Here is a 13,860-nt window from a genome sequence, read left to right as displayed (position 1 = left end):
GCACGCCGGAGGCACGCGCGCGTAGGCGCTCAGTTCAGACGGCCCGCCTCCACGATGCGGCGCAGGAACTTCCGTGTACGTTCCTCCTGCGGGTCCTCGAACACCGCCTCCGGAGCACCCCGTTCGAGGACCACACCGCCGTCCAGGAAGCACACCTGGTCGGCGACCTCGCGCGCGAAGCTCATTTCGTGCGTCGCCAGCACCATGGTCATGCCCTCGCCCTTGAGGTCCCGTACGACGTCCAGGACCTCGCCGACGAGCTCCGGATCCAGGGCGGCCGTGATCTCGTCGAGCAGCAGCAGCCGGGGGCGCACGGCCAGGGCCCGCACGATCGCCGCACGCTGCTGCTGGCCGCCGCTGAGCCGGTCCGGGTACTCCGTGGCCTTCGCCCCGAGTCCGAGCCGCTCCAGGAGCCCCCTGGCCTGCTCCTCGGCCTTGTCCCGGGGGACGCCGTGCACCCGGCGCGGCGCGAGTGTCACGTTCTCCAGGACGGTCATGTGCGGGAACAGGTTGTAGGCCTGGAAGACCACCCCGATCCGCCGGCGCACCGCGTCCGCGTCCGTGCGCGGGTCGGTGATCTCCTCACCGTCCAGCCAGATCGCCCCGTCGTCGACCTCCTCCAGGAGATTGGCGCAGCGCAACAGGGTCGACTTGCCGGAACCCGACGCGCCGATCAGGGCGGTCACGGTGTGCTGCGGCACCTCCAGGTCGACGTCCCGCAACACCACCGTCTCGCCGAACGTCTTGCGGACGGACTCCATCCGCAGCACCGGCTCGGTCATACGAGACCTCCTTGCGCCCGGCGCCGGTCCATCCGGGCCGTCACCCAGTCGGTGAACCGGGTCATGGGGATCGTGAGGGCGACGAACACCAGGCCCGCCACTACGTAGGGCGTGTAGTTGAAGTCCTTGCTCGCGATGATCTGCGCCGCGTACACGGCGTCCACCGCCCCGCCGATGGAGACCAGACCGGTGTCCTTCTGGAGCGACACCAGGTCGTTCAGCAAGGGCGGCACGACGCGGCGCACCGCCTGGGGGATCACGACATGGCGCAGCGTCTGCCGGTTGCTGAGCCCCAGGGAGCGCGCGGCGGCCCGCTGCGAGGGGTGCACGGACTCGATGCCGGCCCGGAAGACCTCGGCCACGTACGCCGAGTACGTGAGCACCAGCGCGGCGCCGCCGAGCAGCACCGGATCCGTCGTCACGCCCTGGAGGCGCAGCGCGGGCACCCCGAAGATGACCAGCAACAGGCAGATGATGAGCGGCAGTCCGCGGAAGAAGTCCGTGTACGCCGTCGCCAGGGCGCGCAGCGGGAAGAACACCGGGCCGCGCAGCGTCCGCGCGAGCGCCAGCAGCATCCCCAGGACGAGTACGCACGCGCCGCACACCACAAGAAGGCGCACGTTCAGCCACAGCCCGTCCAGGACCTGGGGCAGCGCCACGCGCGCGTAATGCGCACTGAAGAACGTCTCCTTCGTCCGCTCCCAGCCGGGGGAGCTGACGACGACGAGGAACAGCACGGCGCCGGTCACCAGGGTGCTCACCGCCGCGACGGCCGTCGCCCGGCGCGCACGGGCCCGCTTGTGGCGTTCGCGCGCGAGGCGGCGCTCCGAGGGGACGTAGGCGTCCTCGACGGCGGACGCCTCCTTGGTGACGGTCACTTGAGCACCGGAGCGTCGACGGCCTCGGAGAGCCACTTCTTCTCCAGGGCGGCCAGCGTGCCGTTGTCGCGGAGCTTGTCCACGGCGCCGGAGACGCACGACGTCAGAGTGCTCTCCTTGTCGAGCACGAGACCGAACCGCTCGGGCGTGCCCGCGGAGTTCTCGAACTGTCCCACCACTTCGGCGTCGGTGACCTCGGCGCCCGTGATGTAGAAGGCGGTCGGCAGGTCGACGACGATGGCGTCCACCTGGCCGTTCTTGAGGGCCGACTTGGCGAAGTCGTTCTTCTGGTAGACGGCCGGCTTCTGGGTGGGCTTCACGAGGTCGTTGACGAAGTCCAGGCTGGTGGTGCCCACTTGGGCGCCCAGCTTCACGTTCTTGAGGTCGGCGACGCTCTTCGCCTTGGCGGCCTTGGACGTCTTCAGGGCGACGACGGCCTGGCGCACGTCGTAGTAGCCGGACGAGAACGCGACGGCCTTCTTGCGCTGGTCGCTGATCGACACCTGGTTGATGTCGAAGTCGAACTTCTTGGCGCCCGGGGCGAAGGAGCTGTTGAACGGCACGGTCTGCCAGGCCACTTGGCCCTTGTCGTAGCCGAGCTGCTTCGCCACGGCGTAGGCGACGGCGGACTCGAAGCCCTTCCCGTTGGCCGGGTCGTCGTCCTCGAACCACGGGGCGTAGGCGGGCTTGTCCGTGCCCACGGTGAGCTTGCCGGAGGCGACGGTGGCCAGCTCGCCCGGAGCGCAGGAGGCGGCCGTCGTGGCGTTCCCCGAGGCCTTCTTCTCGGGCTCGGGGGCGCAGGCCGAAGCGGTGACGAGGACGACGGCGGAGCAGACGGCGAGGCGCGCGGCGCGCCGGGCGAGAGGCATGGGCATGGCGGGAGACTGACAGTGCGCGGCCTCACCTGTCGAGATCGGCCCGCCAACTGTCCGCATAGTGGAACGATGTTGCTGCATTGTGAACAGCTGCCGACTCGCTCCTCTTTGGGCGCGCGCCCCGGAGTCACCAGCCGCGGGCGCGCCACTCCGGAAGGCCCGGACGCTCGGCGCCCAGCGTCGTGTCGTTCCCGTGCCCCGGGTAGACCCAGGTCTCGTCGGGGAGCACGTCGAAGAGCTTCGCCTCCACGTCGTCGATGAGACTGGCGAAGGCCTTCGGGTCCTTCCACGTGTTGCCGACGCCGCCCGGGAAGAGGCAGTCGCCCGTGAAGACGTGCGGGTGGCCGTGCGGGTCGTCGTAGACGAGCGCGATGGACCCGGGCGTGTGGCCGACCAGGTGGCGGGCCGTGAGCCGCACGTTCCCGAACTCGATCACGTCCCCGTCGGCGACGGTCACGTCCGTCGCCACGGGAATGCCCTCGGCGTCGTCGCGCCCCGCGTACGTGCGCGCGCCGGTCGCCTCGACGACCTCCGCCAGCGCCTGCCAGTGGTCGCCGTGCCGGTGGGTGGTGACGACGGCGGTGATGCCGTCGTCACCGATGAGGCGCAGCAGGGTCGCCGGCTCGTTCGCCGCGTCGATCAGGAGCTGCTGGTCGGTCGCCCGGCAGCGCAGCAGGTACGCGTTGTTGTCCATCGGGCCGACCGCGACCTTGGAGATCATCAGGTCCCGCAGCTCGTGCACGTCCGCCGGGCCGCCGACCTTCACTGCTCCGCTGTACGTCATGGACTCAGCCTATAGCGGGGGCAGTGCGGGCAGTGTGCCCCGGTCGACGGTCAGGGCGCTGCCGTCCCGGCGGCCGCAGAGCCAGCCCAGGAGGTCCGCCTGGCGTCCGCGCACGACGATGCCGAGCGGCGGCACCGCGCCGTCCTCGATCTCCTCCACGGTGGGGGTCTGCACCGCTCCGGTGGAGATCATCCGGCCGTCGTCCTGCTTGATCAGGACCGGCGGCAGGCCCGGGTGGTCGCGGAAGCGGCGGGCGAGGAAGTTGATCTCGCGCTGGGTGAACTCCGTGGAGAGGTCCTCCAGCTCGTAGCCGATCCCCAGATCCACGTGGTGCAGGTCGACCTCGATCCAGCGGCGGAACGGCACGTTGCCGGCCGCGTCCTTGACGCCGTTGCGCAGCTCGACGGTGCGGGCCCAGTCGGCCTCCTCGGCACCCTTGCGCTGGAACCGCTCGGCGCTCGCCCGCAGGTCCGCCACCTGATCGCGCAGCTCGCGCGGGGCGTCACGCACGATGTCGGCGTCGCGCGCCTCGGCGCTCGCGTACATGGGCAGGCCCGCGAGAACGTTGACGAGCGCGTCCGCGTTCCGGGAGAGATGGGCGAGGACGTGGCCCCGGCTCCAGCCGGGAAGCCGTGACGGCTCGGTCACAGCAGCGTTGTCCAGGGTGGCGACTGCGGCGAGCAGCCGGTCGGTCGCCTCGCGTACAGACACCAGGTCGCGCACATGATCACTCATGACGCCGACGATAGTCGGGCCACACGTTCGGGTGAAGGTCGCCTGCTCCACGCTAAAATCGAATGTACGTGCTATAAGCTCGCGTGCGGCGTCGGGCATTCTTGAAGGTCCGGGTTTGTTGTCGACCAGGGAATCCGACCGGCGTTGTCAGTGGCTCCCTCTAGTCTTCGTAAGGGCAGTCCTCCCGGGCCTCCCGCGTCCGCCGCGACGCGGCCCGCCCCGGGACGCCCGACCTCGGGGGACGGGGGCTCCGCCCCTGTCACTTCACTCAAGAAAGGTGCGGACCGGCGTGGCCGACCGTCTCATCGTCCGTGGTGCCCGCGAGCACAATCTCCGGAATGTCTCGCTCGACCTTCCGCGCGACTCCCTCATCGTCTTCACCGGTCTGTCCGGCTCCGGCAAGTCCTCGCTCGCCTTCGACACGATCTTCGCCGAGGGCCAGCGCCGCTACGTGGAGTCGCTGTCCTCGTACGCCCGCCAGTTCCTCGGCCAGATGGACAAGCCCGACGTCGACTTCATCGAGGGCCTCTCGCCGGCTGTCTCGATCGACCAGAAGTCCACGTCGCGCAACCCACGGTCCACGGTCGGCACCATCACCGAGGTCTACGACTACCTGCGCCTGCTCTTCGCGCGCATCGGCAAGCCGCACTGTCCGCAGTGCGGCCGCCCGATCGCCCGCCAGTCGCCGCAGGCCATCGTGGACAAGGTCCTCGAGCTGCCCGAGGGCAGCCGCTTCCAGGTCCTGTCGCCGCTCGTGCGCGAGCGCAAGGGCGAGTTCGTCGACCTCTTCGCCGACCTGCAGACCAAGGGCTACGCCCGCGCGCGCGTGGACGGCACGACGATCCAGCTCTCCGAGCCGCCCACGCTGAAGAAGCAGGAGAAGCACACCATCGAGGTGGTCGTCGACCGCCTCACGGTGAAGGACTCCGCCAAGCGCCGCCTCACCGACTCCGTGGAGACCGCCCTCGGCCTGTCCGGCGGCATGGTCGTGCTCGACTTCGTCGACCTCGCCGAGGACGACCCGGAGCGCGAGCGCATGTACTCGGAGCACCTGTACTGCCCGCACGACGACCTGTCCTTCGAGGAGCTCGAGCCCCGTTCCTTCTCGTTCAACTCACCCTTCGGCGCCTGCCCCGACTGCACGGGCATCGGCACGCGCATGGAGGTGGACCCGGAGCTGATCGTCCCCGACGAGGACAAGTCGCTGGACGAGGGCGCCATCCACCCCTGGTCGCACGGCCACACCAAGGACTACTTCGGCCGCCTCATCGGGGCACTCGCCGACGCCCTCGGCTTCCGTACGGACATCCCTTTCGCCGGGCTGCCGCAGCGCGCCCGGAAGGCGCTCCTGTACGGCCACAAGACCCAGATCGAGGTCCGCTACCGGAACCGGTACGGGCGCGAGCGGGTCTACACGACGCCCTTCGAAGGCGCCGTCCCCTTCGTGAAGCGCCGCCACAGCGAGGCCGAGTCGGACTCCAGCCGCGAGCGTTTCGAGGGCTACATGCGCGAGGTGCCCTGCCCCACCTGTGAGGGCACCCGCCTGAAGCCGATCGTCCTGGCCGTCACGGTCATGGGGAAGTCGATCGCCGAGGTCGCGGCCATGTCGATCAGCGACTGCGCCGACTTCCTGGCCCAGCTGACGCTGAACGCGCGCGACAAGAAGATCGCCGAGCGCGTCCTGAAGGAGGTCAACGAGCGGCTCCGCTTCCTCGTCGACGTCGGCCTCGACTACCTGTCGCTCAACCGCGCGGCGGGCACCCTCTCCGGCGGTGAGGCCCAGCGCATCCGGCTCGCCACCCAGATCGGCTCCGGCCTCGTCGGCGTCCTCTACGTGCTCGACGAGCCGTCCATCGGCCTGCACCAGCGGGACAACCACCGGCTGATCGAGACCCTCGTCCGCCTGCGCGACATGGGCAACACGCTCATCGTGGTGGAGCACGACGAGGACACGATCAAGGTCGCCGACTGGGTCGTCGACATCGGCCCCGGCGCCGGCGAGCACGGCGGCAAGGTCGTGCACAGCGGCCCCTTGAAGGAGCTGCTGGGCAACGCGGAATCGATGACCGGCCAGTACCTGTCGGGCAAGAAGTCCATCCCGGTCCCCGACATCCGCCGACCGGTCGACCCGTCGCGCCGCCTGACCGTCCACGGTGCCAAGGAGAACAACCTGCGGGACATCGACGTGTCCTTCCCGCTGGGTGTCCTCACGGCGGTCACCGGAGTCTCCGGCTCCGGCAAGTCGACGCTGGTCAACGACATCCTGTACACGCACCTGGCCCGCGAGCTCAACGGCGCGCGATCCGTCCCCGGCCGCCACACGCGGGTCGAGGGCGACGACCTGGTCGACAAGGTCGTGCACGTCGACCAGTCGCCCATCGGCCGCACCCCGCGGTCGAACCCGGCGACGTACACGGGCGTGTTCGACCACGTCCGCAAGCTGTTCGCCGAGACCACCGAGGCGAAGGTACGCGGCTATCTGCCCGGACGCTTCTCCTTCAACGTCAAGGGCGGCCGCTGCGAGAACTGCTCGGGCGACGGCACGATCAAGATCGAGATGAACTTCCTCCCGGACGTCTACGTCCCGTGCGAGGTCTGCCACGGCGCGCGGTACAACCGCGAGACCCTGGAGGTCCACTACAAGGGCAAGTCCATCGCCGAGGTCCTGGACATGCCGATCGAGGAGGCCCTCGGCTTCTTCGAGGCGGTCCCGGCGATCGCCCGTCACCTGAGGACGCTCAACGACGTGGGCCTCGGCTACGTCCGTCTCGGGCAGTCCGCGCCGACTCTCTCCGGGGGCGAGGCCCAGCGCGTGAAGCTCGCGAGCGAGCTGCAGAAGCGCTCCACGGGCCGTACGGTCTACGTCCTCGACGAGCCGACCACGGGTCTGCACTTCGAGGACATCAGCAAGCTGATCACGGTCCTGTCGGGCCTCGTCGACAAGGGCAACTCGGTCATCGTGATCGAGCACAACCTCGACGTGATCAAGACGGCCGACTGGATCGTCGACATGGGCCCGGAGGGGGGCAACGGCGGCGGTCTCGTCGTCGCCGAGGGCACCCCGGAGCAGGTCGCGGCCGTCCCGACCAGCCACACCGGCAAGTTCCTCCAGGACGTGCTGGGTGCCGACCGGGTGAGCGACGCCGTGGTACCGGCGGCGCGGACCCGCAAGACGGCCAAGAAGGCCGTAGCCGCGGCGGCCAAGGCCCCGGCGAAGAAGACCGCGACGGCGAAGACGGCCACGGCCACGAAGCCGGTCAAGGCGGCCAAGGCGGCCAAGACGACCAAGGCGGCGGCGAAGAAGGCGACGAGCCGGACGCGCAAGGCCTGAATGACACAGAGTGCGGATGCGTGGCGAGATCGTCACGCTCCGTGAAAATTATGGCGCCCCGTGGGAACTCCCCGCGGGGCGCCGTGCGTTCACTGATCAACCGGCCGACGCCGGACGCACGTTGACAACAGCAGAGAGAGGAAGGGTGAGAAGGGGGTGCGGGCGCGCGGGGAGCAGGCGGCTACAGGGAGCCGACCTCGGCGGCGTACGGCGGCTCCGCCCCCGCCCGGGAGCACGTGATCGCCGCGGCGCGGGCGGCGAAGCGCAGCAACCGGACCCAGTCGTCGCCGCTCAACTGCCCGAGCGCGGCGGGGGAGAGGGCGTCCAGCGCCGAAAACCCGTGCAGCAGCGCCGCGTTGACGGTGTCGCCCGCACCGATCGTGTCCACGACGTCGACGTTCTCGCCCGGGACGGCGTGGGTGCCGCCGTCCCGGGTGAAGACGGTCAGGCCCTCGCCACCCCGGGTGACGACCACGGCCGACGGGCCCGCGGTCAGCCATTCCTGTGGGGTGCCGCCCAGCCATCGGGCGTCCTCCTCGGACAGCTTCAGCAGGGCCGTCGAGGGCAGCCAGCTCTTGAACCGGGCCCGGTAGGCGTCCGCGTCAGGGATCAGACCGGCCCGGATGTTGGGGTCGAGCGCCGTGAAGACCCCCGAGGCGGCGGCCGAGCGCATCAGTTCCTCGTATGCGGTGGCGCCCGGCTCCAGCACGAGCGAGCAGGTGCCGAACGACACCGCGCGCGTCCCCACGGGCAGGGCGTCCGGCACCGCGAACAGCCGGTCGGCGGTGCCTTCCACGTAGAAGGAGTAACCGGCGGAGCCGTCGACGCCGATGGAGGCGACGGCCAGCGTCGTCGGCTCGTCGCCCCGCTGTACGGGGGAGACGTCCACGCCGGCCTCCCGGAGCCCGCCGAGAAGGGCCTCGCCGAACGAGTCACGGGACACGCGCGAACAGAAGGCGACGGGAGAACCGAGCCGGCCCAGCGCCACCGCCGTGTTGTAGGGGCCGCCGCCCAGCCGCGGAGCGAGATCGGGGAGCCGGCCCCGGTCCCCGACCAGCCCGGCGCCGGCGTCCGGCCCCTGCGGGACGAGGTCGATCAGGGCCTCTCCGGCGACGACGATCACGGTGGTTCCTCTCAGGTGGTTCGGGGTGCCTCGGGGGTGGTGCAGGGCGGTGCGGGCGGTGTGGGCGGTGCGGATTTCGGGCGTGGCGGGTGGCGCCGGGGATATGGCCGGCGCCACCCGTGGGCAGGCTAGAGCTTCGCGGGGAGCGGGGCCTCGCTCTTGTCCGGCGCCGACCGATTCTCGCGGGCAGCGGGTGCGGCGAGGGCCGGATCGGGCAGCGCGCTCACGGAGAGCGCCTTCGCGTCGGGCCGCAGCGTGAGGACCGAGAGGGCGGTGAACAGGGCGACGACCCCGGCCAGCAGCAGGTAGGTGCGGGCGAACCCGATGGAGTCGTAGCCGAGGCCGGCCAGGGGCGAGATCACGGCCGCGCCCAGCTGCGCGGCGAGCTGGAAGCCGACCAGGTAGATCGACGAGGACAGGCGCGACTCGAAGTGCAGGTTGATGTACTTGAAGATCGCGATGAGCATGATCGGCAGTTCGGCGGCATGCATCAGCTTGACCGCGGAGATGGCGGCCGGATCGGTGACGAGGCCGGACAGGCCGATGCGCGCGGCCATGATGCAGCCGGACAGCAGCAGGGACTTCTTGGGGCCGAGCCGGTTCACGAGGAAGGGGGCGAGCGCCATGCCGCCGGCTTCGAGGAAGACCTGCACAGAGTTGAGGTCGCTGTACATCCGGTTGCCCTCGCCGGCCGTCGAGAACAGCGAGGCGAAGTACGAGGGGAACATCTGGTCGTACGTGTTGTACGTCGCGGTCACGGCGATGACGAAGAGCAGCAGCCCCCAGAAGGCCGGGTAGCGCAGCAGGGACCGCACGTCGGTCATCGACACGGAGGAGGCGGCGGCTTCCACGGCGGCCGAGCGGCGCCCGTCGGTCACCCGGATCGAGACGATCAGAACGAGGAACACGGCGGCCGAGACGGAGGCGGCCCAGAAGTTCAGGCGGGGATCGATGTTGAACAGCCGGCCCGCGAAGAACGTCGCCGCGGCCCAGCCCAGCGAGCCGAACATGCGGGCGCGCCCGAACTCGAAGCCGTGGAAGCGGCCGAGGCGCTCCGTGTAGCTCTCCAGCGTGGCGACGGCGACGGCGAACGCCATGGCGAGATAGGCGGCGCCGACCAGCAGGCCGAGGGCGAACTGGGTCTTCAGCAGCGGCCCGTACACGTAGATGTACATGGGGCCCACGAGGAGCATCAGGCCGGAGACCCAGTACAGGAGGTTCTTGCGCAGGCCGAGCTTGTCCTGGAGGTAGCCGTAGACCGGCATGGTGACCAGGCAGCCGATGGCGTTGGCGCTGATCACGAGGGAGCTGCGGCCGGCTGACAGGCCGATGTCCTGGGTCAGCCAGATGGAGAAGAGTGACCAGGACAGCGACCAGGTCACGAAGAACATGAACAGGGCCGCGCTGACGAGCGTGAAGTTCAGCCGGCGGCGGCTCGGGCCGGTGGCGACCGCGGGGGCGCCGTGATGCCCCGTGGTCGGGCTCTGCCCGGTGGTCTGGTCGGTCATGTGCTGCGCTCCCTCGCGCCTGTGGCGCCCGTTCATGATGCCGGAACGAATGGCTCCGCCTGGAGTCCGTGTGCGGCCGCGGACGGCGACCGGGGGCGGGGCGGCGGAGTTCCGGGCGGTTCCCGGTGTTCCGGCGGGCGGTGATCGGAAGTCCCCGGCACCTTTCCTGTCACGTGCTAGGGCGGCACAACTATCACGTGTTAGGTTCGCGAAATCAAGACCTCGCCGGAACTCGGTGGAGTCGGCAGGAGTCAGCAGAAGCAAGGAGAAGGCGCATGTCCGACCGGGCCACTCGTCCGTACCCGCCCGCCGTCGCCGTCGACCGCGACGTTCCGCGTCTGCACGTACGGCCCGCCGCCGGCCGCTGGTGCAACGACCCCAACGGCCCGCTCTTCCACGACGGCCGCTACCACCTGTTCTTCCAGCACAACCCGCACGAGGCGGTCTGGGGCGACATTCACTGGGGGCACGCCTCCAGCCCGGACCTTGTGCGCTGGACGGATCACGGTGTCGCGCTGGCCCCCACGCCGGGCACGCCCGACGCGCTCGGCGCCTGGTCCGGGTGCGCGGTCGTGGACGACGGCGTCCCGACCGCCGTCTACACCGGAATGAACCGCCGCGACGGCATCGGCTCCGTCATGCTGGCCCGGGCCACGGACCCGACGATCGGCTCGTTCAAGGCCGAACCGGAACCGGTCGTCCCCGGTCCGCCGCCCGGCCTCGACCTCATCGCGTTCCGCGACCCGTATCTCTTCACGCACGCGGGGCGGCGCTGGGCGGTCGTCGGCGCGGGACACCGGGGCGGACGGCCCGACGTGCTGCTCTACCGCGTGGACTCGATGACGCGGTGGACGTACGCCGGTTCGCTGCTCGACGCGGCCGACCCCGTCGCCGCGCGGCACGCGGCGCCCGCGACGGCCTGGGAGTGTCCGGCGCTGCTGCCGGCGGGGGACGGGCGCTGGGTGCTGTTGCTCTCCCTGTGGATCGACGACATCACCTACGCGACGGCCTACCTGACCGGTGAGCTGAGGGCCGAGGGGGAGGGCGGAGGCGGGCTGCGGTTCGTGCCCTCCGCAGGGGGCCTGTTCGACCACGGCCGGGACTGTTACGCGCCCACCGCGCTCGTCGAGGGTGACAGGACCCTTGTATGGGGCTGGAGTTGGGAGTCGCGGAGCGAGGCCGAGTCCGTCGCGGCGGGCTGGGCCGGGTGCCTCACGTATCCGAGGGAGATCGGCGCGCATCCGGACGGTGCGCTGCGGGTGGCGCCCGCGCGTGAGCTTGTGGGGCTGCGCGGGCGGGCCGTCGCGGTGGGGGAGGAGCTGCCGGCGGGGTACGAGGTGCAGGTCGACCTCGCTGTCGCGCAGCCCGACACGGAGCTCGCGGTCCGGCTGGGGGCCGGGGCCGAGCTGCGGGTCAATCCGACCCGGGGCACGCTCACGCTGGACCGTTCGGCGACGCCGGCCTCAGGCACGCACCCCTACCCCCGCGCCTCGTCGGTGGTCGCGGCGACGGCGTCGGGCGGTACGGGCGGACGGCTGCGAGTGTTCGTGGACGGGCCGCTGATCGAGGCGTTCTGGGACGACCGGGTGGTGCTGACCGAAAAGGTGTACCCCGCTCCGAGCGGGCCCCTGTCGGTGGACGTGGTGCAGGGCGCGGGGAGTATCTCGGTGTCCGCGTGGGAGGCGGCGGTGGCGGGGGGCGTGTGAGGAGGCGGAGGGCGGCTCCTTGGCAGGGCCGGAGGCCGACCCCGCGCGGTGTGGCCGACCCCGCGCGGTGCGGCCGGCTCCGCTCCGTGCGGCTGGCCCCGCTCCGTGCGGCGGGCCTCGCGCGTGCGGCCGGTCTCGGCCCGGTGGACGCTCGGGTGTGCGTCCACCGGGGGCGCTCACCGCGGGGCTGAGGCAGATGCCGGAGGGGGCGTCGGGCGGCGGCACCGCGGATCGTGGGCCGCAGGTCGCGTGCTGCGGGTCGCGATGAGGGGCACCTGCGGGGACTGCTGCCACGCCGCCGTTGCTTCCGCGCCGCTCTTCAGCCGCCCCGGCGGCGCGTAGCCCGGCGGCCTGTTCCAGGCAGGACTTCAGCCGCCCTGCCGGCCCAGAGCCCGCCGACCAGTAGCCCGCCGACCAGTGGCCCGCCGGCCGGTAGCCCGGCGGTCTGTTCTGTGCCGGGCGGCAGCCGCTCCGCCAGACGGTTCCGCGCTGGACCGCAGCCGACCGGCCACCCGGTTCCGTGCCGCCACGCGATCGACCCCCCGCCGCACCCCGCACGGATGTCGTCCAGGTCACCTGGGGGCCCGTCGGGCGGCCCGTTCCCCGCCGGTATCGTCGCATCCGTACCCCCGTTCGGTACCTGGAGCCCGAGGTGGCGGCCATGGCGACCGTGCGGTGGTTTCCTGCTACCGAACCGCCATCGACCGTGGAGCCCAGATGCCCGGCACGCCCCTGTCCAGCAGTGCACGCCTGTCCCGCCGTACCGCGCTGCGCGGGGTGGCCGTAGCGGGGACGGTCGGGCTCGGGCTGACCGCGTGCTCGCCGGAGGACGGCGGCTCGGCGGCGGCGCCCAGCAAGCCCGTCGACCTCGGCAGCGCCGAGGACGTCCCGAAGGGCGGGGCGAAGCTCTACAACGACGACAACGTGGTGGTGAGCCGGGCCGAGGACGGGACGTACAAGGCGTTCAGCACGGTCTGCACGCACGCGGGGTGCCCGATCCGGATGCTGAAGGGCACGGAGCTGACCTGCAACTGTCACGGCAGCAAGTTCGACGCCACCACCGGCGAGGTGCTGCACGCGCCGGCGACCGTGCCGCTCACCGAGCTCAAGGCGAAGGCCGAGGGCGGCAAGCTCATCGTCTCGCCCTGACCCTCAGGCCCAACCCTCAGCCCCAACCCTCAGGCCCAAGTTCAGCCTCGACCCTCAGCCCTTGACCTCAGCCCTTCAGGCCGGAGGACGTGATCCCCTCGCGGAGCGGTCGCTGGCCGATGACGAACACGGCGACCGCGGGGATCATCGACAGCACGACCCCCGCGAGGACCACCGAGATCGACCCGGTGCCGAGGTTGCCCTGGAGCGAGACGAGGCCGAGCGGCATCGTGAAGTTCTCGTTGCTGGTCTCCAGGATCAGCGGTCGGAAGAACTCGTTCCAGTGATAGTTGAAGGCGAGCACCCCGACGATGGCCAGACCCGGTCTGGCCAGGGGTGCGTAGACGGACCGGAAGACCCGCCAGGGTCCGGCCCCGTCGATCATCGCGGCCTCGCCGAGTTCCTTGGGCATCGTCAGGAAGTACTGGCGCATCAGGAACGTCCCGAAGGCGGTCGGCACGGCCGGCACGATCAGGCCGAGCAGCGTGTCCGTCAGCCCCATCCCCTTGAGGATGAGGAACACCGGCACGATGGTGATCTGGACCGGCACCATCATCGTGGCGAGGACCAGCCCGAACAGCGGTTTCTTGAAGCGGAACTCGAGACGGGCGAAGGCGTACCCGGCGAGCGCCGCCGAGATCATCTGCCCGATCGCGATCAGGCCCGTCACGAGCGCGGAGTTCAGCGCGATCAGCCAGACGTCGAGCTGTTGGAAGACGCCTCGGTAGGCGTCGAGCGTGCCGTGCGCCGGGATGATCCTCGGCGGCAGATCGAAGGACTCGGCGGGCGTGCGCAGGGATGTGGACACCGTCCACACCACGGGCCCGATGGTCAGCAGCGCCACGAGCGCGAGCCCGGCGACGCGCCCGAGGACGCCCAGGCGGCGGGTGGTGAGCGAGCCCAGGCGCGCGGTGACGCCGCCGCCTGCGGGGCGCCGCGTCTTCTCGGTGTACGGAACTGCAGTCATCGCGGGTCGACCTCTCCAACCA

Annotated in this window: 11 protein-coding genes; 3 read left to right on the top strand and 8 right to left on the bottom strand. The window is 70.9% G+C overall.

Going from position 1 to position 13,860, the window contains the following annotated elements; translation table 11 throughout:
- Positions 1-29: 29 nt before the first annotated feature.
- The 5 genes from ACIBTU_RS15425 to ACIBTU_RS15405 form a co-directional block, all read right to left on the bottom strand.
- Complete coding sequence (locus ACIBTU_RS15425; RefSeq protein WP_399126616.1) at positions 30-782, bottom strand: amino acid ABC transporter ATP-binding protein; 753 nt, start codon at positions 780-782, stop codon at positions 30-32.
- The gene (locus ACIBTU_RS15420; RefSeq protein WP_399126615.1) at positions 779-1,660 is read right to left on the bottom strand and encodes an amino acid ABC transporter permease; all 882 of its coding nucleotides are present in this window, start codon (positions 1,658-1,660) and stop codon (positions 779-781) included. Before ACIBTU_RS15420 ends, ACIBTU_RS15425 begins: the two co-directional genes overlap by 4 nt.
- On the bottom strand, positions 1,657-2,529 hold the full coding sequence (locus ACIBTU_RS15415; RefSeq protein ID WP_399127006.1) for an ABC transporter substrate-binding protein: 873 nt from the start codon (positions 2,527-2,529) through the stop codon (positions 1,657-1,659). Before ACIBTU_RS15415 ends, ACIBTU_RS15420 begins: the two co-directional genes overlap by 4 nt.
- A gap of 133 nt (positions 2,530-2,662) precedes the next feature.
- Positions 2,663-3,319 carry an MBL fold metallo-hydrolase gene (locus tag ACIBTU_RS15410; protein ID WP_399126614.1) on the bottom strand — a complete coding sequence of 219 codons (657 nt, stop codon included), beginning with the start codon at positions 3,317-3,319 and terminating at the stop codon, positions 2,663-2,665.
- 9 nt (positions 3,320-3,328) lie between these two features.
- The gene (locus tag ACIBTU_RS15405) at positions 3,329-4,054 is read right to left on the bottom strand and encodes a maleylpyruvate isomerase family mycothiol-dependent enzyme (RefSeq protein WP_399126613.1); all 726 of its coding nucleotides are present in this window, start codon (positions 4,052-4,054) and stop codon (positions 3,329-3,331) included.
- Between the two features lie 289 nt (positions 4,055-4,343).
- Between ACIBTU_RS15405 and uvrA the strand changes: the two genes are divergently transcribed.
- Positions 4,344-7,385 (top strand): excinuclease ABC subunit UvrA, encoded by a 3,042-nt coding sequence (uvrA, locus tag ACIBTU_RS15400; protein WP_399126612.1) that lies wholly within the window; start codon positions 4,344-4,346, stop codon positions 7,383-7,385.
- A gap of 181 nt (positions 7,386-7,566) precedes the next feature.
- Here the strand turns inward: uvrA and ACIBTU_RS15395 are convergent, their stop codons facing one another.
- Together ACIBTU_RS15395 and ACIBTU_RS15390 are read right to left on the bottom strand one after the other, a co-directional pair.
- The gene (locus ACIBTU_RS15395) at positions 7,567-8,508 is read right to left on the bottom strand and encodes a carbohydrate kinase (RefSeq protein ID WP_399127005.1); all 942 of its coding nucleotides are present in this window, start codon (positions 8,506-8,508) and stop codon (positions 7,567-7,569) included.
- 128 nt (positions 8,509-8,636) lie between these two features.
- On the bottom strand, positions 8,637-10,016 hold the full coding sequence (locus ACIBTU_RS15390) for an oligosaccharide MFS transporter (RefSeq protein WP_399126611.1): 1,380 nt from the start codon (positions 10,014-10,016) through the stop codon (positions 8,637-8,639).
- A 275-nt stretch (positions 10,017-10,291) separates the two neighbouring features.
- Between ACIBTU_RS15390 and ACIBTU_RS15385 the strand changes: the two genes are divergently transcribed.
- Together ACIBTU_RS15385 and ACIBTU_RS15380 are read left to right on the top strand one after the other, a co-directional pair.
- Positions 10,292-11,722 carry a glycoside hydrolase family 32 protein gene (locus ACIBTU_RS15385; protein WP_399126610.1) on the top strand — a complete coding sequence of 477 codons (1,431 nt, stop codon included), beginning with the start codon at positions 10,292-10,294 and terminating at the stop codon, positions 11,720-11,722.
- A 717-nt stretch (positions 11,723-12,439) separates the two neighbouring features.
- Positions 12,440-12,871, top strand: a complete 432-nt coding sequence (locus tag ACIBTU_RS15380) for a Rieske 2Fe-2S domain-containing protein (protein ID WP_399126609.1) — start codon at positions 12,440-12,442, stop codon at positions 12,869-12,871.
- A gap of 67 nt (positions 12,872-12,938) precedes the next feature.
- Here ACIBTU_RS15380 and ACIBTU_RS15375 read toward each other — a convergent pair whose 3' ends face one another.
- The gene (locus ACIBTU_RS15375) at positions 12,939-13,838 is read right to left on the bottom strand and encodes a carbohydrate ABC transporter permease (RefSeq protein ID WP_399126608.1); all 900 of its coding nucleotides are present in this window, start codon (positions 13,836-13,838) and stop codon (positions 12,939-12,941) included.
- Positions 13,839-13,860 lie beyond the last annotated feature (22 nt).

Source organism: Streptomyces sp. NPDC050145 (genome assembly GCF_044460245.1).
Taxonomy (GTDB): domain Bacteria; phylum Actinomycetota; class Actinomycetes; order Streptomycetales; family Streptomycetaceae; genus Streptomyces.
Note: the sequence above shows the minus strand (reverse complement) of the source record. Positions and strands in the feature narration are given on the sequence as shown.

Bases quoted from the DNA above. Each gene is read 5' to 3' on its own strand.
- ACIBTU_RS15410 (WP_399126614.1), bottom strand. From the start codon at position 3,319: ATGACGTACAGCGGAGCAGTGAAGGTCGGCGGCCCGGCGGACGTGCAC.
- ACIBTU_RS15385 (WP_399126610.1), top strand. From the start codon at position 10,292: ATGTCCGACCGGGCCACTCGTCCGTACCCGCCCGCCGTCGCCGTCGAC.
- ACIBTU_RS15390 (WP_399126611.1), bottom strand. From the start codon at position 10,016: ATGACCGACCAGACCACCGGGCAGAGCCCGACCACGGGGCATCACGGC.
- ACIBTU_RS15415 (WP_399127006.1), bottom strand. From the start codon at position 2,529: ATGCCTCTCGCCCGGCGCGCCGCGCGCCTCGCCGTCTGCTCCGCCGTC.
- ACIBTU_RS15405 (WP_399126613.1), bottom strand. From the start codon at position 4,054: ATGAGTGATCATGTGCGCGACCTGGTGTCTGTACGCGAGGCGACCGAC.
- ACIBTU_RS15375 (WP_399126608.1), bottom strand. From the start codon at position 13,838: ATGACTGCAGTTCCGTACACCGAGAAGACGCGGCGCCCCGCAGGCGGC.
- ACIBTU_RS15380 (WP_399126609.1), top strand. From the start codon at position 12,440: ATGCCCGGCACGCCCCTGTCCAGCAGTGCACGCCTGTCCCGCCGTACC.
- ACIBTU_RS15425 (WP_399126616.1), bottom strand. From the start codon at position 782: ATGACCGAGCCGGTGCTGCGGATGGAGTCCGTCCGCAAGACGTTCGGC.